This is a genomic window from Oceanobacillus aidingensis (assembly GCF_042654105.1).
Lineage (GTDB): Bacteria > Bacillota > Bacilli > Bacillales > Amphibacillaceae > Oceanobacillus > Oceanobacillus oncorhynchi.
Genome location: NZ_JBHSFT010000001.1, coordinates 343,344 through 367,502, shown reverse-complemented (window position 1 = coordinate 367,502; position 24,159 = coordinate 343,344). Strand labels below are relative to the sequence as shown.

21 protein-coding genes, 10 tRNA genes, 1 rRNA gene and 2 other annotated features are annotated in these 24,159 nt (G+C 41.2%); of the genes, 1 reads left to right on the top strand and 31 read right to left on the bottom strand.

What is annotated here, in order from left to right; translation table 11 throughout:
* Positions 1–4: 4 nt before the first annotated feature.
* The 27 genes from ACFO3P_RS01695 to spoIIE form a co-directional block, all read right to left on the bottom strand.
* Complete coding sequence (locus ACFO3P_RS01695; protein WP_193064162.1) at positions 5–1,069, bottom strand: protein arginine kinase; 1,065 nt, start codon at positions 1,067–1,069, stop codon at positions 5–7.
* Positions 1,066–1,626: a UvrB/UvrC motif-containing protein gene (locus tag ACFO3P_RS01690; protein WP_042530721.1), complete on the bottom strand. Its 561-nt coding sequence runs from the start codon at positions 1,624–1,626 to the stop codon at positions 1,066–1,068. The genes ACFO3P_RS01695 and ACFO3P_RS01690 overlap by 4 nt, the downstream gene beginning before the upstream one ends.
* Before the next feature lie 24 nt (positions 1,627–1,650).
* Positions 1,651–2,118, bottom strand: coding sequence for a CtsR family transcriptional regulator (locus ACFO3P_RS01685; protein WP_193064161.1), 468 nt, complete (start codon positions 2,116–2,118; stop codon positions 1,651–1,653).
* Between the two features lie 182 nt (positions 2,119–2,300).
* The gene (locus tag ACFO3P_RS01680) at positions 2,301–2,993 is read right to left on the bottom strand and encodes an MgtC/SapB family protein (protein ID WP_042530717.1); all 693 of its coding nucleotides are present in this window, start codon (positions 2,991–2,993) and stop codon (positions 2,301–2,303) included.
* A 568-nt stretch (positions 2,994–3,561) separates the two neighbouring features.
* Positions 3,562–3,844, bottom strand: a sequence feature (16S ribosomal RNA rRNA prediction is too short).
* Between the two features lie 68 nt (positions 3,845–3,912).
* Positions 3,913–4,808 (bottom strand) — a sequence feature (16S ribosomal RNA rRNA prediction is too short).
* Positions 4,809–5,012: 204 nt separating this feature from the next.
* Positions 5,013–5,085, bottom strand: a tRNA-Ala gene (locus tag ACFO3P_RS01675).
* A 27-nt stretch (positions 5,086–5,112) separates the two neighbouring features.
* A tRNA-Pro gene (locus ACFO3P_RS01670) sits at positions 5,113–5,189 on the bottom strand.
* A 1-nt stretch (position 5,190) separates the two neighbouring features.
* Positions 5,191–5,267, bottom strand: a tRNA-Arg gene (locus ACFO3P_RS01665).
* Between the two features lie 3 nt (positions 5,268–5,270).
* Positions 5,271–5,359, bottom strand: a tRNA-Leu gene (locus ACFO3P_RS01660).
* Between the two features lie 7 nt (positions 5,360–5,366).
* Positions 5,367–5,441, bottom strand: a tRNA-Gly gene (locus tag ACFO3P_RS01655).
* 25 nt (positions 5,442–5,466) lie between these two features.
* Positions 5,467–5,551, bottom strand: a tRNA-Leu gene (locus ACFO3P_RS01650).
* 3 nt (positions 5,552–5,554) lie between these two features.
* Positions 5,555–5,630: transfer RNA gene (locus ACFO3P_RS01645), tRNA-Lys, on the bottom strand.
* A 15-nt stretch (positions 5,631–5,645) separates the two neighbouring features.
* Positions 5,646–5,721, bottom strand: a tRNA-Thr gene (locus ACFO3P_RS01640).
* Between the two features lie 4 nt (positions 5,722–5,725).
* A tRNA-Val gene (locus tag ACFO3P_RS01635) sits at positions 5,726–5,801 on the bottom strand.
* 11 nt (positions 5,802–5,812) lie between these two features.
* Positions 5,813–5,928: ribosomal RNA gene (gene rrf / locus ACFO3P_RS01630) — 5S ribosomal RNA — on the bottom strand.
* A gap of 595 nt (positions 5,929–6,523) precedes the next feature.
* Positions 6,524–8,005, bottom strand: coding sequence for a lysine--tRNA ligase (lysS, locus tag ACFO3P_RS01625; protein WP_193065220.1), 1,482 nt, complete (start codon positions 8,003–8,005; stop codon positions 6,524–6,526).
* Between the two features lie 117 nt (positions 8,006–8,122).
* Positions 8,123–8,623 carry a 2-amino-4-hydroxy-6-hydroxymethyldihydropteridine diphosphokinase gene (gene folK / locus ACFO3P_RS01620; RefSeq protein WP_193065219.1) on the bottom strand — a complete coding sequence of 167 codons (501 nt, stop codon included), beginning with the start codon at positions 8,621–8,623 and terminating at the stop codon, positions 8,123–8,125.
* Entirely contained in the window at positions 8,620–8,985 is a 366-nt protein-coding gene (gene folB, locus ACFO3P_RS01615) for a dihydroneopterin aldolase (RefSeq protein WP_193065218.1), read from the bottom strand. The genes folK and folB overlap by 4 nt, the downstream gene beginning before the upstream one ends.
* 48 nt (positions 8,986–9,033) lie before the next feature.
* A complete protein-coding gene (gene folP, locus ACFO3P_RS01610; RefSeq protein WP_289585125.1) occupies positions 9,034–9,846 on the bottom strand; it encodes a dihydropteroate synthase in 813 nt (270 codons plus the stop codon).
* Positions 9,847–10,002: 156 nt separating this feature from the next.
* Positions 10,003–10,932 (bottom strand): cysteine synthase A, encoded by a 930-nt coding sequence (cysK, locus tag ACFO3P_RS01605; protein ID WP_193065217.1) that lies wholly within the window; start codon positions 10,930–10,932, stop codon positions 10,003–10,005.
* Between the two features lie 190 nt (positions 10,933–11,122).
* Complete coding sequence (hslO, locus tag ACFO3P_RS01600) at positions 11,123–11,995, bottom strand: Hsp33 family molecular chaperone HslO (RefSeq protein ID WP_042535596.1); 873 nt, start codon at positions 11,993–11,995, stop codon at positions 11,123–11,125.
* A 17-nt stretch (positions 11,996–12,012) separates the two neighbouring features.
* The gene (locus tag ACFO3P_RS01595) at positions 12,013–12,783 is read right to left on the bottom strand and encodes a type III pantothenate kinase (protein ID WP_289585121.1); all 771 of its coding nucleotides are present in this window, start codon (positions 12,781–12,783) and stop codon (positions 12,013–12,015) included.
* Positions 12,784–12,930: 147 nt separating this feature from the next.
* Positions 12,931–14,985, bottom strand: a complete 2,055-nt coding sequence (ftsH, locus tag ACFO3P_RS01590) for an ATP-dependent zinc metalloprotease FtsH (protein ID WP_289585120.1) — start codon at positions 14,983–14,985, stop codon at positions 12,931–12,933.
* Between the two features lie 309 nt (positions 14,986–15,294).
* Complete coding sequence (gene hpt / locus ACFO3P_RS01585) at positions 15,295–15,849, bottom strand: hypoxanthine phosphoribosyltransferase (protein WP_379542118.1); 555 nt, start codon at positions 15,847–15,849, stop codon at positions 15,295–15,297.
* A gap of 21 nt (positions 15,850–15,870) precedes the next feature.
* Positions 15,871–17,253, bottom strand: coding sequence for a tRNA lysidine(34) synthetase TilS (tilS, locus tag ACFO3P_RS01580; protein ID WP_289585119.1), 1,383 nt, complete (start codon positions 17,251–17,253; stop codon positions 15,871–15,873).
* Positions 17,254–17,412: 159 nt separating this feature from the next.
* Positions 17,413–18,354, bottom strand: a complete 942-nt coding sequence (locus ACFO3P_RS01575) for a serine/threonine protein kinase (protein WP_289585118.1) — start codon at positions 18,352–18,354, stop codon at positions 17,413–17,415.
* The gene (locus tag ACFO3P_RS01570; protein WP_042528560.1) at positions 18,317–19,054 is read right to left on the bottom strand and encodes a VWA domain-containing protein; all 738 of its coding nucleotides are present in this window, start codon (positions 19,052–19,054) and stop codon (positions 18,317–18,319) included. The genes ACFO3P_RS01575 and ACFO3P_RS01570 overlap by 38 nt, the downstream gene beginning before the upstream one ends.
* Before the next feature lie 110 nt (positions 19,055–19,164).
* Positions 19,165–21,627, bottom strand: coding sequence for a stage II sporulation protein E (gene spoIIE, locus ACFO3P_RS01565; RefSeq protein ID WP_379542117.1), 2,463 nt, complete (start codon positions 21,625–21,627; stop codon positions 19,165–19,167).
* 454 nt (positions 21,628–22,081) lie between these two features.
* Here spoIIE and ACFO3P_RS01560 point away from each other — a divergent pair.
* Positions 22,082–22,155 (top strand) — tRNA-Met (locus ACFO3P_RS01560).
* A gap of 178 nt (positions 22,156–22,333) precedes the next feature.
* On the opposite strand, the gene ACFO3P_RS01555 is transcribed toward ACFO3P_RS01560, so the two are convergent.
* The 4 genes from ACFO3P_RS01555 to yabP all read right to left on the bottom strand — a co-directional run bounded on the left by ACFO3P_RS01555 (position 22,334) and on the right by yabP (position 24,128).
* Positions 22,334–22,732, bottom strand: coding sequence for a S1 domain-containing RNA-binding protein (locus ACFO3P_RS01555; RefSeq protein WP_042528562.1), 399 nt, complete (start codon positions 22,730–22,732; stop codon positions 22,334–22,336).
* A 70-nt stretch (positions 22,733–22,802) separates the two neighbouring features.
* Positions 22,803–23,183: an FtsB family cell division protein gene (locus ACFO3P_RS01550; RefSeq protein ID WP_042528563.1), complete on the bottom strand. Its 381-nt coding sequence runs from the start codon at positions 23,181–23,183 to the stop codon at positions 22,803–22,805.
* A 55-nt stretch (positions 23,184–23,238) separates the two neighbouring features.
* Positions 23,239–23,829: a spore cortex biosynthesis protein YabQ gene (gene yabQ, locus ACFO3P_RS01545; RefSeq protein ID WP_042528564.1), complete on the bottom strand. Its 591-nt coding sequence runs from the start codon at positions 23,827–23,829 to the stop codon at positions 23,239–23,241.
* Entirely contained in the window at positions 23,826–24,128 is a 303-nt protein-coding gene (yabP, locus tag ACFO3P_RS01540; protein ID WP_042528565.1) for a sporulation protein YabP, read from the bottom strand. The genes yabQ and yabP overlap by 4 nt, the downstream gene beginning before the upstream one ends.
* Between the last annotated feature and the right edge of the window lie 31 nt (positions 24,129–24,159).

The following is a 24,159-nucleotide window of genomic DNA, read 5'->3' as shown; positions in this document are numbered from 1 at the left end:
CCTCCTATTTTTTCAAATTTAATCTTTCACGAATAATTGAAGCCCTGCGGATATCACGTTCATCTGAACGAAGTGCTTTATTCGCATAGTGCTGCAAGAATCCAGGCTGTGTTAAAACCATCAGTTCATTTAATATATTCTCGGAAATGTTTTCTATTATGCCTAAATCAATTCCCAAACGCAAATTAGAAATACAGGTAGCAGCCTCCTTCGAATCAATGATTCTGCTATTTTTTAACGTGCCATAGGAACGGAAGACACGATCCTCCAAGCTAATCTCAGATTGCTCGTAAATATACTGCCGCGCCATCCGTTCGTGCTCCACAAGCTGATTAACAATACTCTCCAGGTCTTCCACAATATCCTCTTCGGACTTGCCCAGTGTAATCTGATTCGATATTTGAAAAATATTCCCTCTTGCCTCACTGCCTTCACCATATATCCCTCTGACAACCAGTCCCAATTGATTAATTGCAGGAATAAGCCGGTTGATTTGCTTTGTCAGTACAAGCGCAGGCAAATGCATCATAATCGAAGCCCGCATGCCTGTTCCAATATTGGTAGGGCAGCTGGTCAGATAACCTTTTGTTTCATCAAATGCATAGTCGGCTTCTTCCTCCAGCCAATCATCTAAGTAGTACGCTTCCTCTAAAGCTTTTTTCAGCTGAAGTCCAGGATAATACACCTGAATACGCAAATGATCCTCTTCATTTACCATAATGGAGGTCTGCTCCTGTTCGGATAATAACACTGCAGCATAATCACTATGTTTGATTAAATGTGGACTTATTAAGTGTTTTTCCACCAGAACAAGTTTTTCAATCATATTTAATTGCTTCATTGGTATAAAAGTTAGTGAATCCTGCTCCGTATCCTCTTCCTTTATATAATTTTTCTTTATAAATTGCAGTACCTCTTCCAACGCTTCCTTATTACCGGATGTCGGGTACAATTTATCCGCAAAGTTGCGGGCCAGACGGACACGGCTGCTCATTACAATGTCTTTATCCGGACCGTCCTCCAGCATCCACGGGCTAATCGCTTCATTGATAAATGATTCTAATGTCACGTGTTATCACCCGCTTCCTTATCTTGATGATTCGCTTTTTCCAGCTCTCTGATTTTATCGCGCAGAACTGCTGCTTTTTCAAATTCTTCATCTTCAATCAGCTGTTTTAATTCCTCTTTGTGGGAGGATATTAATTGCTTTTGCTGAATATACTTCCCGGCACGCTTTGGAATCCTGCCAGTATGTTTGGTATTCCCAGCATGCACACGCCGTAAAATAGGCTCTACCTTGGAGTCAAAGGACGCATAACAATTTGCACATCCAAATTTCCCTGCTTTTTTAAATTCACTAAAAGTTCTCCCGCAAGAAGAACATTTCAGCTCCTGCGGCTGTTTAGGCTGATTGGAATTTGCTGTCCCTGCAGCGTTCAAAGGTATTCCATCTTTTTGAAAAAGCCCAGATAAAAGGTCATTTAATGAGAATCCTTCCTCCGGATAGGTCAAATAACCTTTTTTCTTTGCACATACTTCACAAAGGCTCACTTTCGTCTCCTGACCGTTTATAATGTGCTTAAAATGCAGGGTAGCCTTTCTTTCATGGCATTCTTGGCATTCCATACGATTCCTCCCCCCTTCAGGTAATTAATCGTTCAGATACTTGAGTGCAGTTAATGCAGATTTAAGAATACGTGCACGCAATTCATCTCTTAGCGGCAATTGAAAAGCTAACGTTGTTCGATCAATACTTGCCAATATCAGCTTTGCTTCACGTGCTGTAATCAGCTCCTCCTCTAAAAGCCGATCTAAAATATCTATAGCAGCACGCTGCGGAATCGAATCACCGATTAAATAAATAATCTCATCAATCAATTCCGATTTATCCTGATGCCGTATGCGCATAATACGAATATAGCCGCCACCGCCGCGTTTACTTTCTACGATATACCCTTTCTCAATGGTAAAACGCGTATTAATAACATAATTTATTTGAGAAGGTACACATTGAAACTGATCTGCAATTTCACTCCTTTTAATCTCAATCGCTTGTTGTTCTTCTGACTGTAATACTTTTTTCAAATATTGTTCAATGATATCTGAAATGTTACTCATCCTTCGCACCTCAAATCAAATAATTTATTTGATAAATTATTCCTTTTGACTTTGACTAACTTTGACTATGGTTTTATTATAATAAGAAATTGCCACAGTTGCAAATGGATGATATTTCTATTTTGGACAAACAGGCCAAAAAACAAAACATAATTATAAAAATCTATGAAAATATTTATGTTTTAATTTCGCTTTGTTATATTAACCACTCCCGGAAGCTTCGATATTTCATCAAATAAATAAATTAACTTATTATCCTTTTTCATATTTGTCCATATATGAATTCTGCGCCTGTTACCTTCTAACAGCTTTATCTCAACCTGCTTTATCGTAAAACCGTTCTTTTCCACTGATTTTACAGCTTCATGTATTTCAAATTCCTCTGAAGCAATCAATTCAATAAAATTACTGGTTGTAAACCGAGGGAAAAAATGCTCCATCCGGTTAAAAAATATTAAACTGATAAGGATAATAAGTGTCGTTACAATAGCAACACTATACATGCCGGCTCCAATCACTAATCCTATTCCTGCTACAGCCCATATAGAAGCAGCTGTTGTTAATCCTTTGATGGTTCCTCCATATACAATAATGGTACCAGCCCCAAGAAAACCGATACCGCTAATTACATAAGAAGGGATACGAGCAGGGTCAAATTGAATGTTATCGTATTGATTCATAAATGTAATAAAACCAAAAATCGATAAAATCATCATCAAACAAGAGCCTACTCCTACCAGTATATGCGTACGAAACCCGGCTGAATGATTATTAATTTCTCTCTCAAAACCAATTAAACCGGATAACAGCAAAGCAATAAACAAACGTAACACGATAACTCCGAAATCATCACCGATAAATTGTTCTAACTCCATTCCCTGCACCCCCTTATTGTTTTATATATTTTACAGTTTATTTATATGTATAGGCTATCATTTCATTTTATAAAATAAAACTTTATTCAGCGGGGGTCTTTCCATACCAACTATCATGAAAATTAATTTTAAACTATTTAAATAGAAGTATTCATTGCAATAAGTGTATTTTTACTTTAGCAGTAAATTGATTTATCTTCCAGAAATAAATACCAAAGAAAGGATATTTGAAGATAAACAAGCAAAAACCCATTAGACGAGCCGTATCAGCAATGAAACATTTTTTGACTCTATACTAAGTGTGGCACATCCTCTTGTTTTCAATCATAGATAGAGTGAAGACAAAAAAATACACTTCATTTGCCACGGTGTTATTTAGGAATAAAAGGTGTCTATGTGAAGCGAAAACGCAGGGAATCAGAGAAGAAAGTCATTTCGTTGCGGGGTTATTCACAAAACGGCGTATGTAGAAATATCTATTTTGTCGAGGAAAAACCAAACCCATGGATGGCTATCACTGGCAAAGCATTCATTCAAGGATCCGCCTTTACGACAATAAATCCTATTTTATGGTGGAAAAAACGTAACATTTGTATATTTTGTCATCGTACCTACTATGAACAGATTCAGATGACATAAAACGGCATTTCTCCTAAAAATATGCANGAATGCTGGCAACTAAGATTAAGGGTTGCGCTCGTTGCGGGACTTAACCCAACATCTCACGACACGAGCTGACGACAACCATGCACCACCTGTCACTTTGTCCCCGAAGGGAAAACTCTATCTCTAGAGCGGTCAAAGGATGTCAAGACCTGGTAAGGTTCTTCGCGTTGCTTCGAATTAAACCACATGCTCCACCGCTTGTGCGGGTCCCCGTCAATTCTTTTGAGTTTCAGCCTTGCGGCCGTACTCCCCAGGCGGAGTGCTTAATGCGTTAACTTCAGCACTAAGGGGCGGAAACCCCCTAACACCTAGCACTCATCGTTTACGGCGTGGACTACCAGGGTATCTAATCCTGTTCGCTCCCCACGCTTTCGCTCCTCAGCGTCAGTTACAGACCAGAGAGTCGCCTTCGCCACTGGTGTTCCTCCACATCTCTACGCATTTCACCGCTACACGTGGAATTCCACTCTCCTCTTCTGCACTCAAGTCCTCCAGTTTCCAATGCACGTTTGCGGTTGAGCCGCAAGATTTCACATCAGACTTAAAGAACCGCCTGCGAGCGCTTTACGCCCAATAATTCCGGACAACGCTTGCCACCTACGTATTACCGCGGCTGCTGGCACGTAGTTAGCCGTGGCTTTCTGGTCAGGTACCGTCAAGGTACGATCAGTTACTATCGTACTTGTTCTTCCCTGACAACAGAGTTTTACGATCCGAAAACCTTCATCACTCACGCGGCGTTGCTCCGTCAGACTTTCGTCCATTGCGGAAGATTCCCTACTGCTGCCTCCCGTAGGAGTCTGGGCCGTGTCTCAGTCCCAGTGTGGCCGATCACCCTCTCAGGTCGGCTACGCATCGTCGCCTTGGTGAGCCGTTACCTCACCAACTAGCTAATGCGCCGCAGGCCCATCTGTAAGTGACAGCAAAAGCCGCCTTTCAACTTTCCATCAGGTGATAGAAAGTGTTATCCGGTATTAGCTCGCGTTTCCGCGAGTTATCCCAGTCTTACAGGCAGGTTGCCTACGTGTTACTCACCCGTCCGCCGCTCGTTCCACGAACTTCCCTCCGAAGAGTTCCGTTCGCTTCCCGCGCTCGACTTGCATGTATTAGGCACGCCGCCAGCGTTCGTCCTGAGCCAAGATCAAACTCTCCATAAAAGTGTTTGAAACTATAGCTTTCAGAAGTCAACTTCTGACTTAATTCTTTAAGAAAAACGAGGTTGTCTTTCTTCTTTCGTACTGGTTGTTTTGTTCAGTTTTCAAAGAGCAATTTGTTTCTGTCGTTTTTAGCGACAAGATATAACTTATCATGTTTGTAAGACATTGTCAACAACTTTTTAAATAAATTGTTGAGTGGAGCCTAGCGGGATCGAACCGCTGACCTCCTGCGTGCAAGGCAGGCGCTCTCCCAGCTGAGCTAAGGCCCCGTAGATAAATCAGTTATATTTATTTAATGGTCGGGAAGACAGGATTCGAACCTGCGACCCCTTGGTCCCAAACCAAGTGCTCTACCAAGCTGAGCTACTTCCCGATGGCGCGCCTGAGAGGAGTCGAACCCCTAACCTCTTGATCCGTAGTCAAACGCTCTATCCAATTGAGCTACAGGCGCTTATGGTGCCGAGGACCGGAATCGAACCGGTACGGTAATCACTTACCGCAGGATTTTAAGTCCTGTGCGTCTGCCAGTTCCGCCACCCCGGCAATATTTTGGAGCGGAAGACGGGATTCGAACCCGCGACCCCCACCTTGGCAAGGTGGTGTTCTACCACTGAACTACTTCCGCATATTGCTTTTTAAATTAAAAATAGTGGTGCGGGTGGAGGGACTTGAACCCCCACGCCCGAAGGCACTAGATCCTAAGTCTAGCGCGTCTGCCAATTCCGCCACACCCGCAAATGGTGAGCCATGAAGGATTCGAACCTTCGACCCTCTGATTAAAAGTCAGATGCTCTACCGACTGAGCTAATGGCTCCTGCAAAAAGGAAAATGGTGCCGGCCAGAGGACTTGAACCCCCAACCTACTGATTACAAGTCAGTTGCTCTACCAGTTGAGCTAGGCCGGCGTAATGGTGGAGGATGCAGGGCTCGAACCTGCGACCCCCTGCTTGTAAGGCAGGTGCTCTCCCAGCTGAGCTAATCCTCCGGATTGATAATGCCTGGCAACGTCCTACTCTCGCAGGGGGAAGCCCCCAACTACCATTGGCGCTGAAGAACTTAACTTCTGTGTTCGGCATGGGAACAGGTGTGACCTCTTCGCTCTCGCCACCAGACAATAAAATATGTAACTTGAAGATGTTTCCTGAAAAACAAGGACAAGTTATATTATATGCATTTTAGAATAAAAATGCAACACTTTTTTTCAAGAATTTGCACCCTGAAAACTAAATAAGAGTAACCTGACATANATAGCTTTCAGAAGTCAACTTCTGACTTAATTCTTTAAGAAAAACGAGGTTGTCTTTCTTCTTTCGTACTGGTTGTTTTGTTCAGTTTTCAAAGAGCAATTTGTTTGTCGCTGTTTCAAATTGGCGACTTTATTAATTTATCACATCTGCAATTCGTTGTCAACAACTTTTTAAAATTTATTTTGTTGTTAATCTGTTGAATCGTTTGTGTGATGCGCATTGCGTTACGCAACGATAATTAATTTATCATGATTCCAAACCGAAAGCAAGTCTTTTTTAAAATAAAATAGTACAAGTTAAATATTTCTATAATTCATTTTATTGAAGCAGTTTTAAAACCCCTTAATAAATCACTATTCTCAAAGGTTTTCCTCTCTTTCACTCCCTTACGTATACATACAAAAGCACCGACAGAAGAGTAACCTTCCAGCGGTGCTTTCAACAATAATATAATGGTTAATTAACGATTTTTCATTTGCGGGAATAACAGTACGTCCCGAATAGAAGGCGAATTTGTTAACAGCATCACCAAACGATCTACTCCAATTCCTAAACCGCCAGTTGGTGGCATACCATATTCTAATGCTTCTAAAAAGTCTTCATCCATATAATGTGCTTCATCATTTCCTTGGTCTCTTTCTTTCACTTGCGCTTCAAAACGTTGGCGCTGGTCAATCGGGTCATTCAGCTCACTAAAGGCATTAGCATGCTCTCTTCCTACAATAAATAACTCGAAACGATCTGTAAAACGCTCATCCTCTTTGTTCTTTTTAGCGAGAGGAGAAATTTCTACAGGATGTCCAAAAATAAATGTAGGTTGAATGAGTGTTTCCTCTACCTTTTGCTCAAAGAATTCATTTACAATATGTCCGAAAGTCATCGCATCTGTAATTTCTACGTTATATTCCTTTGCTAAAGCACGTGCTTCATCATTCGATAAGTGCTGCCAGAAGTCTACACCTGTCTCTTTTTTTATCGCATCTACCATATGCAGTCTTGTCCATTTAGGCTCAAGGTTTACTTCCTCATCGCCATATTGAATCGTCGTTTTTCCATATACTTCTTTTGCAATATGTGCAATTAAGTTTTCCGTAAGATCCATAATATCATGATAATCCGCATATGCTTCATATAGTTCAATCATTGTAAATTCAGGGTTATGTCTTGTGGAAACCCCTTCGTTACGGAATACACGGCCTATCTCATATACTTTTTCTAACCCGCCGACAATAAGGCGTTTTAAATGTAGTTCGATTGCAATACGCATATATAATTCAGCATCCAGTGCATTATGATGCGTAATAAATGGACGCGCAGATGCTCCGCCCGGAATACTGTGCATCATCGGTGTTTCTACTTCTAAATAACCTTGAGCATTTAAATATTCACGCATGGATTGAATAATCTTACTGCGGGCTACGAACGTATCTCTGCTGTCCGGATTAGTGATTAAATCAAGATAACGCTGACGATAGCGCTGTTCAATATCTTTTAAGCCATGATATTTTTCTGGCAGCGGGCGCAGTGATTTGGTTAATAGATGAAATTCTTTCGCTTTAACAGATAATTCTCCAACATTTGTTTTAAACATAACCCCTGTCACACCGACAATATCACCTAAGTCCACTGATTTAAATACATCATATGCCTCTTCGCCAATTGCATCTTTTCGAACATATAATTGAATTTGTCCGCTTAAATCCTGAAGATGCGCGAATCCCGCTTTCCCTTTTCCGCGCTTTGTCATTAAACGTCCTGCAATCGTTACTTCATCTGGAATTTCCTCCAGCTCTTCTTTAGAATATTGATCATATTTTTCAACTAGATCGTTTGTTAAATGCGTACGTTCAAATTTTTCACCGAATGGATTCAATCCTTTTTCCATGTATTCTGTGAGTTTGTCACGTCTTACCTGCATATGTTCATTCAATTCTTCTGACACTTCTACCACTCCACTTCTTAATTAATTATGATATCTTCTAACCTTGTCATTAAAACAGTTATTGCTTTATCATCACGGAGAATCACCCGCGAAACTTCCACGGAATGAAGCTTCGTTTTATATTTCTGTCTTCCACAGTCTGACGTCCGCCTTATCCTTCTCTGGAAGTTCTTCTAAATAGGCTTCTACAGTCTTCTTTTGTACAGGTACAACAAAACCCGGAGCGATTTCTGCTAATGGGATTAATACAAAAGCCCGCTCATGCATGCGGGGATGCGGTATAATCAATCTTTCTACTGTACTATTTTCATAATTAAATGTCAAAATGTCAAGGTCAATCGTCCGCGGACCGAATCGGATATCACGTTTTCTGCCGAGTTCTTTTTCAATCTGCTGACAAGCCTCAAGCAGATCCATGGATGATAAATTTGTTTGAAGCGCTAATACCATATTTAAAAAATCTGCCTGGTCCTGGTATCCAACCGGCGCAGTTTCATATATAGAAGATTTTTTTTGGATAGAGATATATTCATTTGTCTCTAATAAGTCTAATGCTTGCGTCAGATGTTCTTCTCTCGGTTCAATATTTGTTCCGAGAGCAATAAATGCTTGATTCATTTCGTTCTCTCCCTATAAATTTCTACAGCTACCGATTCATAGTAGCCCGGAATCGGCGGATCCGGCTTTGTTAGACGGATGGAACATGCCTCCAATTGTTCAAAAGAAGTAAAGAGCTCATCTGCAATTGCTTCTGCCACCGCTTCAATCAAATGAAACCTTTCCCCCTCTACGACATGCTTTATTTTTTCATATGCTTCCCCATAGTGAACGGAGTCCTCCATTGCATCAGACTGTCCCGCCTTCTTTAAAGATAGGTACAGGTCAGCATCCACATAAAAACGCTGCCCCAACGTATTTTCTTCAGGTAACAGCCCGTGATATCCATAAAACTGCATTCGTTTTAGAATAATTTTGTCCATCCTTGTCCATCCTTTCTTTAAACATGCTCTCTCCTCTATTCCTATCCCTTATAGATTCGTATAATAAATCGCATCTGCTACTTTTGCCGCTTCCAGGTTCGCCTTTACATCATGTACACGAACAATACGGGCGCCTTTAGCAATTCCAATTACTGTCGTTGCTGCCGTCCCGATATCTCTTTGATTTGCAGGAACATCTAAAATATCACCAATAAATCTTTTACGGGATGCTGCCAAAAGCAGCGGATAACCAAATATATTCAGCTCTTGCAGTTCTTTAATCATATATTGATTCTGCTCCATTGTTTTTGCAAAGCCGATACCTGGGTCAAGAATAATCTGTTTATCCTCTACACCGGCTTGTTTAGCAATAGAAACACTTGCTTGTAAGTCTGCTTTCACATCCGAAATAAAGTCCCCATAGTCCATATCCGTTCGATTATGCATAAGAATAATGGGCACCTGATAACGGGCAGCAACCGCAGCAATTTCCGGTTCTTTTTTTGCTCCCCAAATATCATTTATCATAGAAGCGCCGGCTTTTACTGCTTGCTCTGCTACAGATGCTTTAAATGTATCCACGGATATAGGTATCTGCAAATCATTTTTTAACGCTTCAATAACCGGGATAATACGCTCTGCTTCTTCTTCCGCACTGACAGGAGTATGGCCCGGCCTGGTGGATTCTCCGCCGATATCAATGATATCCGCTCCTTCTTTCTCCATTTTCTTCGCCGCGGCTGCCGCCTTTTCAATATCTGTATATCGTCCCCCGTCCGAGAAGGAATCCGGCGTCACATTTAATATCCCCATAATATGCGTCCGTTTATTTAAATCTAATTGAAACTCTTTTGCCTGCATCACTTGTATTATCCGCCCCTTCTCTGTTAAAAATATATCTATTCTACATCCTACCCTAAGAAGGTAAAGAACAAAAGTGGAAAGCGCTGGTTAAGAAAGATTAACGTAAAAAAGGAACCAGCTTCAATACGGCTGATTCCTTTTACATTCCGATATTTATTTTTCGTCTTCAAATTGATACAGCGCTGTAGATAGGTAACGCTCTCCGTTATCAGGAAGGACGGCAAGAACCTTCTTCCCTTTCCCTAGGTCTTTCGCTACTTTTAATGCTGCAGCAACCGCTGCTCCAGAAGAAATTCCTCCCAGAATTCCATTTGTAGTAGCAACTTTACGTGCTGTTTCAAAGGATTCTTCATTTCCAATCGGAAGTACCTCATCATAAATCGATGTATCAAGCACTTCTGGTTTGAAGCCTGCGCCAATTCCCTGAATTTTATGAGGACCAGGATTTCCTCCAGAAAGCACCGGGGAATCCTTTGGCTCAACAGCATAAATTTTAATACCGTCAAAATGCTCTCTCAGCACTTTTCCAGCACCAGTAATTGTTCCGCCGGTACCAATACCGGAAATGAAAGCATCTAATCCATCTGACATCTGCTCTACAATTTCTTTACCAGTTGTTTTTGCATGAATTTCCGGATTAGCTGGATTATTAAATTGCTGTGGCATAAAATAGCCATTTTCTTCTTGTAATTCCTTCGCTTTGGCAATAGCGCCCTTCATTCCTTCGGCTCCTGGAGTTAAAACCAGCTTCGCTCCATACGCCTTCAATAAATTACGACGTTCCTGACTCATTGTATCCGGCATAACCAGAATTGCCTGATATCCTTTAGCAGTAGCAACCATTGCCAAACCAATCCCCGTATTTCCACTGGTTGGTTCAATGATGGTATCACCTGGTTTTAATTCACCTGCATTCTCTGCAGCTTCTACCATCGCAGCTGCAATGCGGTCTTTCACCGAGCTTCCCGGATTCATAAATTCTAATTTAACATATACATCTGCACTATTCTCATCCGCTACATTATGAAGCTTTACAATGGGTGTTCCTCCAATTAAACCTGCAATATTATTAACGACTGTCATATAACTCCTCCTAATACCAAGTATTTTTATATGATTTATATATAATGTATTGCTTTATTAAGAAAATGTCAATCCTAAATGCGAAAAAAACGCCTATTTTTCTAATCTAAAAGCAATATACGAATTTGTCGTCCGATTTTAGCTGCATCCAAAGCAGCTCGTCATGTTTCCATTTTTATCATTGTACCACCTATGATTGCTTAAGCTCTTCTAATTCTTCTTCTGTAAAATGGTAGTGTTCATTACAAAAATGGCAGGTTGCTTCTGCCCCATGATCTTCATCGATCATTAGCTGGATTTCTTCATTGCCTAACCCAATGATAGCATTAGCAAGTCTCTCTTTCGAACATTTGCATTGAAATTCGATTGGCATTTTCTCCAATATATTTACATTTTCTTCGTCAAACAAGGTATATAGAATTTCTTCAGGTGTTTTCCCTTCCCGGATCAGCGTAGAAATAGCAGGGAAAGATTGAATACGGTCTTCCAGCCGTTCAATCACCGCTTCATCTGCTCCTGGCATTACTTGTACGATAAAACCGCCTGCCGCTAAAATACTCAAGTCCGGGTTAACCAGAACCCCTGCGCCTACCGCGGATGGGACCTGCTCAGAGGTTGCAAAATAATACGTGAAATCTTCGCTTATTTCTCCAGAAACAATCGGTGTTTCTCCTGTGAAATAGTCTTTCATCCCTAAATCCTTGATAACGCTAAGATTCCCCTCTGTCCCGACTGCTCTAGCCACATCCAGTTTTCCTTTATCATTTAAATCAAAATCGACATGCGGATTTGTAACATAGCCACGGACATGACCTTTGCCATCTCCATCAGCAACAATAGCTCCAGTTGGTCCGTTTCCCATTACTTTTACGGTAACGGAGTCGTCCCCTTTTAACATTGCTCCCATCATTGCTGTTACCGTTATAGTACGGCCGAGTGCTGCAGAAGCTGTTGCCCATGTATCCTGTCTCCGGCGAGCTTCTTCCACTGTTTCTGTTGACGTAATAGCATATGCGCGGATCATGCCGTCATAGGTTGTCGCTTTAATTAAATAATCCTTCACCATCATCATTCCTCCGTTTATTGATAATACTTTTTATAAATAAGATACAGCCCATTCAACGTGAGATAGGGCTCGACAGCATCTATGGTTTCTGATTCATGTGCAATAAGTTTAGACAAACCACCTGTTGCGATAACCGTTGAGTTTGTCCCTTTTTCTTGTTGTATTCGTTTGACCAGCCCATCAATTTGACCAATGTACCCGTAAAATACACCAGATGTCATTGCCTCCACAGTAGAAGAACCAATCACACGCTGCGGTTTCTGAATCTCAATTTTCGGCAGCTTCGAAGCTCTTGTATTCAGCGCCTCCATCGAAATATTTACACCCGGGGTAATAATCCCGCCAGCATACCTTGCTTCTTCATCCACATAGCAGTAGGTTGTCGCTGTCCCAAAATCAATGATGATTAGCGGCGCTCCGTATTTTTCAATACCTGCTATAGCATTAACAATCCGGTCCGCCCCAACTTCAGACGGGTTTGGATAATTCATCTTAATTAGCTTATCATAAGAAGTTTTCCCGATAACCACAGGTTCTATATCAAAATAATCGCGGCTCATTTTTTCTAAAGCAAACATAATAGGCGGTACAACAGAAGAAATAATCACTCCAGTGATTTCCTTAAAATGAATCCCTTTATATTCAAATAAAGAATGGATAAGCATGCCAAATTCATCTTCTGTCTTATACCGATCGGTTTTTATCCGCCAGTGATGAATTAATTTATCGTTATCAAAAACACCGAGAACTGTATTGGTATTCCCTACATCAAGAACAAATAACATCTGTCACCATACCTTCCTTTGTTTCTCTAAAATTTAATATAACATACTTCTTTTCAGGAAAAACCAAAAAAGCATCCGTCCAAAGAACAAAAAGAAGCAGCCTTTCTATTCCTTTGGCTGCTTCCTTTCTATATCTTTTCCAATCCTTTAGTTTTTACGATCGGAATCGGAGTCATCTTCCTTATTATCATCCGTGTGATCTGTTTCTTTTTCTTCAGAATTACCGCCCATAATCGGGTCGTTAATATAAGAGTCGGATTTCTTTTCCGCTTTTTCTTTTGCTTCTTCAAAAGAAAGACCTTTTTTATCCTCATCCTCTTTTTCTTCCTTCGAATGGATGCTTACCTTCACATCATCTGAATCCTCTTCCGGTTCAGGAAGCGTTCCATTTTCAAAAAGAGACTTGATTTGTTTCGCATCGAGTGTTTCTACTTCCAATAATGTTTTTGCAAGCAGTTCTAATTGCTCTCTATGCTCTGTAAGAATACGTTTTGCACGGTCATAACAGTAATTAATGAAATTCTGCATTTCCTTATCGATATCCTGAGCAATGGCATCCGAATAAGTCTGTTCATTTTGAATGTCTCGGCCAAGGAATACATTCCCGCCGCCGCCGCTGCTAAATTGAAGCGGACCAATCTTATCACTCATACCAAATTCGGTAATCATCTTATGCGCAATACCTGTTGCACGCTGGAAGTCATTCGAAGCACCTGTACTCACTTCGCCAAAAATGATTTCTTCCGCAACACGTCCGCCCAGTAAACCGGTGATTTTATCAAACAGCTCAGGTTTTGTCATGAAGTAACGGTCTTCCCTTGGAAGCATTACTGCATAACCGCCGGCTTGACCACGAGGGACGATGGTCACTTTGTGAACGACATCCGCGTCATCCAGAACCATCCCGATCACGGTATGACCGCTCTCATGATAGGCAACGATATTTCTTTCTTTTTCGGAAATAACTCTGCTTTTCTTCGCAGGACCTGCAATGACACGGTCGATAGCCTCATCGATATCTAACTGACCGATTTTCTTACGGTCGGCTCTTGCTGCAATCAAGGCTGCTTCATTGAGCAAGTTCTCTAAATCCGCACCTGAGAATCCTGGCGTACGCATAGCGATTGTTTTTAAATCAACGGTATCTTCTAACGGTTTATTTCTAGCGTGAACACCTAGAACCGCTTCACGGCCTTTAACATCTGGGCGGTCTACCATGATTTGTCTGTCAAAACGTCCTGGACGTAACAGCGCCGGGTCAAGAATATCGGCACGGTTTGTTGCAGCAATCATAATAATACCTTCGTTTGCTCCAAATCCGTCCATCTCAACCAATAGCTGGTTCAATGTTTGCTCACGTTCATCATGTCCGCCTCCAAGACCAGCTCCACGCTGACGGCCGACGGCATCAATCTCATCAATAAAGATGATACATGGTGCATTTTTCTTCGCGTTTTCAAATAAGTCACGAACACGGGATGCACCGACACCAACGAACATCTCTACGAAGTCTGAACCACTGATAGAGAAGAATGGCGTTCCGGCTTCACCGGCAACTGCTTTCGCTAATAATGTTTTACCTGTACCTGGAGGCCCGACAAGAAGTACACCTTTTGGAATACGTGCACCTACTTGTGAGAATTTGCGCGGATCTTTTAAGAATTCCACAACCTCGACAAGCTCTTGTTTCTCTTCATCGGCACCAGCGACATCTTTAAAGCGGACTTTTTTCTTATCTTCAGAGTACATTTTTGCCTTACTCTTACCGAAGTTCATTACACGGCCGCCGCCACCGCCGCCTTGCGCCTGGCTAAGGATGAACAGTAAGAATAGACCAATCAATAAGAATGGAATGATTCCAGTTAAGAATGTGAGCCAAGGACTAGGCTGCTCTTCCTCTTCGACCGTTAATTCACTTTGTTCGCTTGCACTATTTGTAATTTGTGTAACAAGTTCTTCATTATCCGGTACTTGAGCAACAAATTCCGTCTCATCGTCCATTAATGTACCCGTCAAACGGATGATACCATGTGACGGTTGAAAGGTCAGTTCCTTAATCTCACCATTATTTAAAGCATTCATAAATTGCTGTACATCATACTGCTCCTGATCTTCACTTGGATTATTAAATACTCCGATTACACCAATAATGATTATAAATAAGAGCATCCATACGAAGACCTTACGAAATATCTGATTCATTGCTTACCTCCTCCCAAATGGGGAAAAACTATAGTAAATCGTATCATAGTAAAATCGCTTTATACAAATAATTTAACCATTTTTGACGAATTATTTTTTTGGAATGTTCAAGAAGTCCGATAAATGTAAGTATACCCTTTGAACATCCGCATGTATGAAAGAAATTATTGCAAAAACCCGGATGATATCGTCCAAGATGATTTTTCAAATACATGCATTGCCGGCAAAGAAAAAAATCTATTTTTATGGGGGCTTTCTTTTACAGCATGTCCCTTCCCAAGCGCGGCTTCTTCCTTTTCACTTTCTCCATCAGCCGCCATAAATTTCCGGCTTGAGGACACCGATATATGAAAGGTTTCGATATTTTTCTGCATAATCTAAACCGTAGCCAACAACAAATTCATCCGGAACTTCAAAACCAATTAAATCTGCTGTAATATCTGCTGTTCTTCCAGCCGGTTTATCAAGAAGTGTCACAATCTTGATGGAATTTGCTTTACGATATTTAAACAGGTCTACTAAGTAGTTCAATGTCAGTCCGCTGTCAATAATGTCCTCAACAATAATTAAATCGCGGCCCTCTACTTTTGTATTCAAGTCCTTCAGGATTTTTACTTCTCCTGTGGAGGATGTGCCGCCGTCATAGCTGGATACATCCATAAAATCCATTTCTAAATGGATTTCTGTATGCCGAAGAATATCTGACATAAACGGCAATGCACCTTTTAACACGCCAATAGCCAAGGGAAATTTGCCCTCGTATTCTTCTGTTAATATTGCACCGAGCTCCTTGCATTTTTTTTGAATTTCTTCCTCGCTTACTAAGATTTTTTCAATCTCATTATGAATTGTTTCTTGCGCCATTTTTTCTCCTCCTAATCAGCGTCATGAGCTAATCTTCAGTTTTATATTCATTCCTTTACCATTTTGTGCAGTCTCCGCTTTTTTTAGACCGACGACCCACAGGATCTTTCCCTTATCATCCACTATTATCGGCCAATTATCCCGCATATTTTGGGGTATCTTCGCATCTATAAAAATATCCTTCAGCTTTTTTGAACCATTGAGTCCTCTTACAGACATACGATCTCCCGCTTTTCTTACTCGGATATGTAGTGGTAATGAAATCGAATCTAGCGGAAAAACAAAAGTTGCTTCATCCTCTGCCGGGGCTTCTTTGATGATGGCAGCCTCGATCTTTGTGTCATCAGACAGCACCGTTTCACCTGGAACTGGCAATAAAGAGGGTTGAGCTGACTTTACGGATGGTTGTTGACCAAATTGCAGATAAATCTTCCCATATATATTTGTCACACGGAGCCTTAACGGAAAATCAATACTTGCGCTTCCATTTTGGCGTCTCAACAGGTCAAAAAAGTTTACTTCGTGGATATAAGATAGGTCTTTAGGCAAGGTTCCATATAGATAGTTTAATATTAGATGAAAGGCCCGTCTTTGTAAAGCCTGAGGAAGCTCTGAAAACGCTTCTGCCGCAAAACAAATTTCCCTTGTATCTTCCCGAAATTCCGCCACTTTTTCTACCATTTCCTTCGCCTGCTCCTGCAAGTATTGTTCGTCCTGGGCTAACGTTTCGCTGAGCGTCTGAATGGTGTCTGCGATACGCGGATTTTTCTCCTTCAGCAGCGGGACGACGTTTTTCCGGTAATAATTTCTCGTATACGTATCATCCGCGTTCGTTTTATCGACCTGATAGCTCAATTGATACTTTTCCAAATAAGCAAGGATGTTATTCTTTGTCACCCCTAATAAAGGACGGATAATTTCACCGCCGGCAAAATCACGCCGCACGGGAATCCCTTTTAAAGCGTTCGAGGTCGCCATTCTTACCATTCGCATAACCATCGTTTCAATTTGATCATCGGCGTGATGTCCAAGAGCAAGCAGATCAGCTTTTTTCTCATGCATCAGATCCAAGTAAACACCATAGCGTAATTCACGTGCAGCAACCTCTTCACTGACACCCTTTTCCTTTTGATATTGTCTGACGTCCACCATTCTTTCCACGCAGGGTATTCCCCATTCCTGACAAGTATCTTTCACAAATTGACAATCGTCGGCAGAATCTCCGTTACGCAGCTGATGATCTATGGTCACTGCTGTAAGGCTTAATTCCCATTTGGATGAAATGTTGTTCAAGAAATGTAATAGCGCAATCGAATCCGGTCCTCCTGAAACGCCGACAAGAACCGTTGCATGCTTTTGAATTAGGCGGTGCCTTCTGATAAATGCACACACTTCCTGCTCCATCTCATTCCTCCTCCATCCATCGGTTCTGGCTCCCTATACGGTTAGGATAAAATTAGAAAAAAACCGTATTTTAACTATACTTCTATCATACTCCTTTTTGAGGAACGGTTCAAAAGAGAGGATGCGAAAAAGTATATTTTCAGTCTATCTTTTTTCAGTTTAAGGCAATAACAAAGAAATAATCCAAAAAACAGAGGCTGCCAGAGAAATACTAAAGGATTCTTTCACAGGATATACTTTTTTTTGCTGCATTTTTTTTCGATATTGGCTGCGCTTGTGCTGTACCTGTTTTATCTTGCCCATTACATCTTTTTTCATTTCTGCTGCGGTAGAATACTTTCCTTTTAGTGCTTTCTTTAAAAATGGATGCAGGAGCTGCAGATCGCTGGCCCGATACAATTTTTTCTCAAGCAGCTTCTCAGAGGATTCCCCCGCTATCCGGTCAAAGCGTCTCGGATAATAGATATGGAGAAACACCATCGCAACCGCAAATAAATCATAGCTTGGCTCTGCCTTACGCGTTCCAAGCCCCCAATAACCGCGATCAAAAAACTCTGTATATTCTTTAATAGAACGCCCCATCCTTGTTGTGCCGCCCACATCAACCAGTCTAATTCTTGGCGGATTCGATTCCACAAGAATATTATCTGTTTTTAAATCGCCAAAGGTCCAGCCCGCCTGATGAAGCTGGTCTAAATCTTCTAACAGCTGAACCATCAATACGCCCAGCCACTTCTTGCCTCTCGCCTGAATAAACGCACCTAATGTCTGACCCTCCATGTACTCCATCACATAAAAGGAATACACCCTGCCGCCTGGTGCTCTCCAATCATCGACATCCAATAAAGAAGGTCCAAGGCGATATCCTTGAACCTTTTTCAATGCTTTGAGCACATTGACTTCTACCGTTACAGCTGTATCCTGTTCGCTTATTTTCAAAGCAACAGGCCGTCCATGATGCATGCAGAGATACACAGCTCCAATTGCGCCCTCGCCAATTTTTCTCACAACGGTATAGGATTTTTGATGCCACTTCCCTGTTATCTTTTGCTGAGAGTGTAACCTAATAGCCGGTTTCTTCCATGTCGAATGGTTCTTCATCCGAATTCCTCCGTAGCTGCTTCTTGCTAAATTGGTACATTGCTGCCCGTAATGCCGGCCCAGTCGGGGTGATTCCTCCGCTTGTTAACTTTGGAAAAACCTTGGAAATCCCATCCAGCCTCGGCGACCAATCAAGCACAAGCTCAATATCGTTCCGTCTGCCCGGAAACCGGTAAATACAAAAGCGGTTTTTTCCAACTCGTGCATTCAAGCTCATAGATAAGTCAAACAACGCCTCCTTGACTGTTTCTAATTTATCACGCATGCTCGCACTGCTGTCGACTAGCACCACCACCTCTAAATCACTGGTTTCTCCTAAGTCCTCTACCACTTCCATGATTTCACCGCGTTTTTCCGGATCCAGCTCTTCCATTGACTGATCTTTTCCTAAAATGCTGCGCAACTCTTTATTGACAAATCCCTGTAATGTTTGTGTCATTGCCTGCCTCGTTACCATTTGCACCGTTTGAGATAAACGTTCACTATAAACAATTTGACTGACGCCGCCGCCAGATACAGCGATATCCTCCACTTCCTGAAGGCCCTCTGGCTGTTCCGTCTGATCATCGTCTAATATACCAATGACATTCACAGTGATTCCCTGTTGGTTTGCTAAACCGGCTACTGTTGCAGGGCTTTCGCCTTTATTGGAGCAGCCATCGGTTAATAGCAAAATTTGTTTTAATGTTCCTGCGTTCATTTCATGTATACCTCCTCATCTTCCATTACCATCATCACCAAATAATGCATTCTGTATACGTATATTTGGCAGATTGGCTTACGAGAAAGAAGCATACAGCTGAGCGTGCTCTACATCGAGAGCAGCTTCTCATGCCGGACTGGAACATTGGCCCATTTCGGTGTATTTTTCTTTACTTTGGCAACCAATACGGTCATGTCATCATGAATATCCCCCGATCTGGTTCGAATCACCTCTTCTAATAATAAATCAGCAATTTCCTGCGGATCCTCCGTATCCATCTCTTTGATTTTCCGTTTAATCCAAATATCAATATTTTCCACGTCTTTCGGCCCGTCAAAAATGCCGTCACTCATCATGATTAATAAATCATTCGGCTTTAGCTGCTCACTGACAATATCTACATCAAATTCCTGAATAATCCCCATCGGCAAATTACTGGCCTCTATTTTTATCATGGAATTCCCTCTGCGGACAAAGCTTGGAGTCGAACCAATCTTTAAAAATTCGGCAGATGCATTATGCAAATCCACCACTGCTAAATCAAGCGTTGCAAACATCTCATCCGTGGTACGCAAAGCAAGAATCGAATTAATTGTTTTGATTGCTACCTTTTCTCGTATTCCAGTCTGCAAAATTTGCTGCAGTAAACGTAATGTCTCTGTACTTTCTTCCTTTGCACGCTTCCCGTTCCCCATCCCATCGCTGATAGCCATCGCAAACTTCCCTGCGCCCAGCTCAATGGTTGTAAAGCTGTCACCAGATACAAGCCCCCCTCCTTTTGCTGCATTGGCCGCCCCCGTCTCTACCTCAAAATCCCTTGCTGATCCAAAGACGAAGTGGCTGTAACCATAAGGGAAAGAAGAAATGTCTTCATTCCTTACCACAATCATCTCATCGAGCAGCTCCGAAAGAACCGGAGCAATTAATTTTTCCCCTTCCCCATGATATTCGTAGAAACTTGTCGTTAGCTCAATATCTACATTTCCCTTCTCTAAGTGATAAATATCTAAGCGGACTAATTCGATTCCCATCTGTTTCAAAGCTTGAATAATTTGCGATTCCTGCAGCTCATGATGCTGCCGTTCCTTTAATATTTCTTTAGCAAAATCATTCATCACATCAGAAACACCCTGGAGCTGGTCAGAAACTAAGCGCTTACTTTCTGTCACCTGCTGTCTCAGCTGTTGGTTTGCCTCATAGAAGCTCATTTCTGACTGCATTGCCTCCTTGACTTGGCGCGATCGCACACAATGATTCTCAAATTCCTTCACGACATTTCGGTGGGGCTCCTGCCCGGCGGTAATATTCTGCTTCATCGTCTCCATCAGCGAATAGGTTTTATCAAATTCCTTCTGCCAGCATTTATTCTTTAAAAAGCAGTCCTGACATGTTTTTTCCGTTACCTGGCTTAAAAAGTAATCGGTATCCCGCTTCTCGTCTCTTTTTTCATCACTTAATGTCCTGTCTGTCACGGCAAAGCTTTTGGATAACGCCTGAAAGACATCGGAAAATTGTTCTACGCGTTTGGCAGTAACATTTCGGACCTTTTGCGAATACTGCTCCTGTTCATTTGTATATGCTTCTGTTCCCGGAATATAACGGGCGATTTGCTCCAGCCAGGATGCCGGTGTCATCAAAAATAGCAGCACAGACATAAGTGATTCCGTTAACGACGGCAATAAAGCAACACTCTCCCCATAAACACCGATGAGTCCTGTCCCAATCAAAAGCCCCACCGCTGTTCCCGGTTTCTTTCCTTCCTTCAGCAATCCCCCGAGCACACCTGAAAATGCTAGCAGGCTCATTTGATAGAGGTTGACCACATTGGCTAATGACAAGATCATTCCTGCCACCACCCCGACCGTTGAACCAATAGCAGCACCTCCAATAAAGGCAAACACCAAAACAAAATACCTTGAAAAAACATGCTCTAATGATGCGCCGTACACCTCCCAGCCGATAAACCCTGTTAATACCGAGGCAATCAGAATAATCAAGCATACAATTTCTTCACTTTTTAAGGTGGGTTTATATCGTTTTGGTGATAATAACGGAATACTTTGCATAAATATAAGTACAAGGATTGCCCCAAGGACTCCCTCAACGGCCAGCATCATCCATTCAAAGGATGATATGGTGCCCTGGAGCGAATATAAAAACATCCGCGGCAGACTGGTTGCAAAAAAGACAGTAATGGGCAGCATCCACTGTTGATGCTTTAAAGATTTTGTTGCTGCCGAGATGAAGATAAATAAAATAAAAGCAATAAAAATATAAGCTACATGCTGCATCGAGTAAGTCAGCGCCCCTAATATAACAGCTATCATCGAACGGAAGGATTTTTCCCGATGGACAAGCCACATGCTCGCAATGAAAGCCACAGCAAACGGAGATACTGTCTGCAGGATGACAGCTCGTCCTAATAAAAAGCCTGTAATATAGAATAACCAGCCCTGTGCGATTAATATATGGTTGACCTTCGCAGTAATCTGTTCTCTCCATTTTCTCTTTTTACTTGCTTTCTCGATTGTAATGCTTCCCGATTCCACCCTTGGAATTGAACCTATCATTTTATCCACTCCCATCTTTCCAACTAGTAAAACATAGGTTGCTTTCTTTTTTTGTCAAAAAAACATGGCAGTTTCTAAAAATCGTTCGACGTAATCTTGGGAAGTTACCATCGTTTTACAAAAAGGGTGTACCTTAGGATATTCATCCAGTTTCATTAAAAAAGCAGAGGATACGTTGCTTTGCAAATCATATACGGGATTTTACTTCATTTTAAACCTCCGCATTTTTTTAAACATCGCTACATCATTTGTAGAAAAAGTGAGTGGAAATGCGGTTCTTTTTTATAACCTCGACAAGATAACCGAACTTTTCGAAATTAAGGAAGTAAACGCGGATTTTCTAGTTCGCGGGAATCATATCCGGAAGAATTTTAAAATAAGCTTCAAAAATTTATAGAGAAACTATTGACAGTTTATGCTGTCTGTTGTATGATTTTTCTTGTTGATTTCACTTGGCGGCGTAGCTCAGCTGGCGAGAGCGTACGGTTCATACCCGTGAGGTCGTGGGTTCGATCCCCTCCGCCGCTATCCTAAATAATTAAAAAACTCATCTCTTTAAAAAAGAGATGAGTTTTTTTGTGTAAACGAAATAAATTGATTTCATCATTCCAGGAGGAGAAATCCTCGCTACATGTTAAAAAAAAGCAGGAACCAGCGTCCCTGCTTTTTTATTTATCCATAGAGCATTATTAATAGACAGCAACTACTATCCTCTTCTCGCACCCCGTCCTCCGCGCTTGGATTCTGTGTGCTTCTTCAAAGAGGCTAAACGATCCTCGGAATCCTTCAGGAAACGATTCATTTTGGACTCGAAGTTCTCTGTGCGTTCTTTTTGACTCTTTTGACTTTTTGGACGTGCTTGTTGCGGGCGATCTTTCGCCTTTCTGATGGACAGGCCGATTTTGCCATCCTTTTCGACATTAATGACTTTAACTGTTACTTCGTCTCCAACTGTTAAATGCTCATTAATATCTTTAACATAGTTGTCAGCAACCTCACTAATATGAACGAGACCTGTTTTACCCTCTTCTAACTCCACAAAAGCTCCAAAATTAGTGATTCCGGTTACCTTTCCTTGCAGCTTGCTGCCTACTTCAATTGACATAAAAGAAATGCTCCTCCTTAAAAGATTAAATGTTCTTCAATATATAGTATATTAATCAAAATAAAAAGTGTCAATATGACGGGTCTTCATCCGGTAATTTAAATATAAGTTCTCCTTCATTTGAGAAGAAATAATTAGTTCTGGCAATCTCAAGAACATATTCTTCATCCTGCAGGAGTTCGATTTCATGATTTAAATCTGATTCTTGCTGCTCTAAATCTGCAAGCTGCTGTTCTAACTGTTCGTATTCTTCCATTTTGTCTGCCTTTGTTGCCCGCTGATTAAAATGATAGATGGACATACTTCCTACGATAACCGCTACAACTAATGCATACAGTACCAACCGTCTGGTAAGACGCTGTTTTTTTCTATTCTGCCGCTCTATGTACGCATCGTACTGGTGCACGGATTTAGATTGAAGCTTTGTTACTTTCTTCTTTCTTTCCTCCACAGCTTTACCTCCTTCGATAAGACTGAATCCATTTTGGGATGCTTAAAAAATCCACTTAATCATATTTTTTAAACACGTATTTATAAACTATATTCTTCATTTTACTATAAAATCCTGCTATTTGCAGAAAGAAATTTTGAATAGATTGTGGACAAAGGCGAAAAAGCCCTTTCCCTATCCACCGGAAAGGAGTAAATAAAAATAGACACAGCCATGTTATTATTTTGAAAACTCCCATCAGAATTGCCTTTATCATACGATAGAACGTCAAGAATATCCACTGCAAAGGAGAAATAAGCAAGAAATTTATTATTTTTTCTATACCCCGATAAATTGCTTTAAAAACACGAATCATATGCTCTAATAATTTTTTATACAGCTGCTTCGCCAAGGCCTGGTAAATAGAAAAACCAAAGAGACACGCTAACACAATATAAATCCTGAGCTCTCCTTGGTTGACACGATATAATATATAAAATAAAATGCCGGCCTGGGTCATCCAAAATAATATTTCTAAAAAATAAGTTAAAAATAATCGTCCCTTCCAATAAATCGTGAAGCGCCGGAAGGTTTCCTGGACAACACCTAGATAAAACCCACTTATAATCATCGTGATAAGTGTTAAAAATTGCGTAGATAACGTCATCGGAATATCTTGCTAAAGAACCCTTTAGCTTTCTCCTGCTGCTGATCATCTACATAGGAAAGCTCGTATATTTTTCCTTTAATGGTGACAATACCTTCTGTCACATCTAAATTCTTCAATTGCAGATTCTGTCCGCGGATAATCAAGTATCCCATCACCGTTTCTAAAAGGAATGCTTCATTATCAAAGCTGTCCACTTCTTTGACGCCCGTAATTTCAAGGTTTTTTCGTTTGTCTATTTTTACGGTATGCTCTAGTTCAACATGATTTCTTACATCTTTATTCTCATAATAATTCATATAAAAACCCTCCCTATCGTTAATAATTTAT

Bases quoted from the DNA above. Each gene is read 5' to 3' on its own strand.
- ACFO3P_RS01690 (WP_042530721.1), bottom strand. From the start codon at position 1,626: ATGGAATGCCAAGAATGCCATGAAAGAAAGGCTACCCTGCATTTTAAG.
- ACFO3P_RS01685 (WP_193064161.1), bottom strand. From the start codon at position 2,118: ATGAGTAACATTTCAGATATCATTGAACAATATTTGAAAAAAGTATTA.
- ACFO3P_RS01680 (WP_042530717.1), bottom strand. From the start codon at position 2,993: ATGGAGTTAGAACAATTTATCGGTGATGATTTCGGAGTTATCGTGTTA.
- folK (WP_193065219.1), bottom strand. From the start codon at position 8,623: ATGAATCAAGCATTTATTGCTCTCGGAACAAATATTGAACCGAGAGAA.
- folB (WP_193065218.1), bottom strand. From the start codon at position 8,985: ATGGACAAAATTATTCTAAAACGAATGCAGTTTTATGGATATCACGGG.
- folP (WP_289585125.1), bottom strand. From the start codon at position 9,846: ATGCAGGCAAAAGAGTTTCAATTAGATTTAAATAAACGGACGCATATT.
- cysK (WP_193065217.1), bottom strand. From the start codon at position 10,932: ATGACAGTCGTTAATAATATTGCAGGTTTAATTGGAGGAACACCCATT.
- ACFO3P_RS01595 (WP_289585121.1), bottom strand. From the start codon at position 12,783: ATGTTATTTGTTCTTGATGTAGGGAATACCAATACAGTTCTCGGTGTT.
- ftsH (WP_289585120.1), bottom strand. From the start codon at position 14,985: ATGAATCAGATATTTCGTAAGGTCTTCGTATGGATGCTCTTATTTATA.
- hpt (WP_379542118.1), bottom strand. From the start codon at position 15,849: ATGGCGCAAGAAACAATTCATAATGAGATTGAAAAAATCTTAGTAAGC.
- tilS (WP_289585119.1), bottom strand. From the start codon at position 17,253: ATGGAGCAGGAAGTGTGTGCATTTATCAGAAGGCACCGCCTAATTCAA.
- ACFO3P_RS01575 (WP_289585118.1), bottom strand. From the start codon at position 18,354: ATGAAGAACCATTCGACATGGAAGAAACCGGCTATTAGGTTACACTCT.
- ACFO3P_RS01570 (WP_042528560.1), bottom strand. From the start codon at position 19,054: ATGAACGCAGGAACATTAAAACAAATTTTGCTATTAACCGATGGCTGC.
- spoIIE (WP_379542117.1), bottom strand. From the start codon at position 21,627: ATGATAGGTTCAATTCCAAGGGTGGAATCGGGAAGCATTACAATCGAG.
- ACFO3P_RS01555 (WP_042528562.1), bottom strand. From the start codon at position 22,732: ATGTCAATTGAAGTAGGCAGCAAGCTGCAAGGAAAGGTAACCGGAATC.
- yabQ (WP_042528564.1), bottom strand. From the start codon at position 23,829: ATGACGTTATCTACGCAATTTTTAACACTTATCACGATGATTATAAGT.
- yabP (WP_042528565.1), bottom strand. From the start codon at position 24,128: ATGAATTATTATGAGAATAAAGATGTAAGAAATCATGTTGAACTAGAG.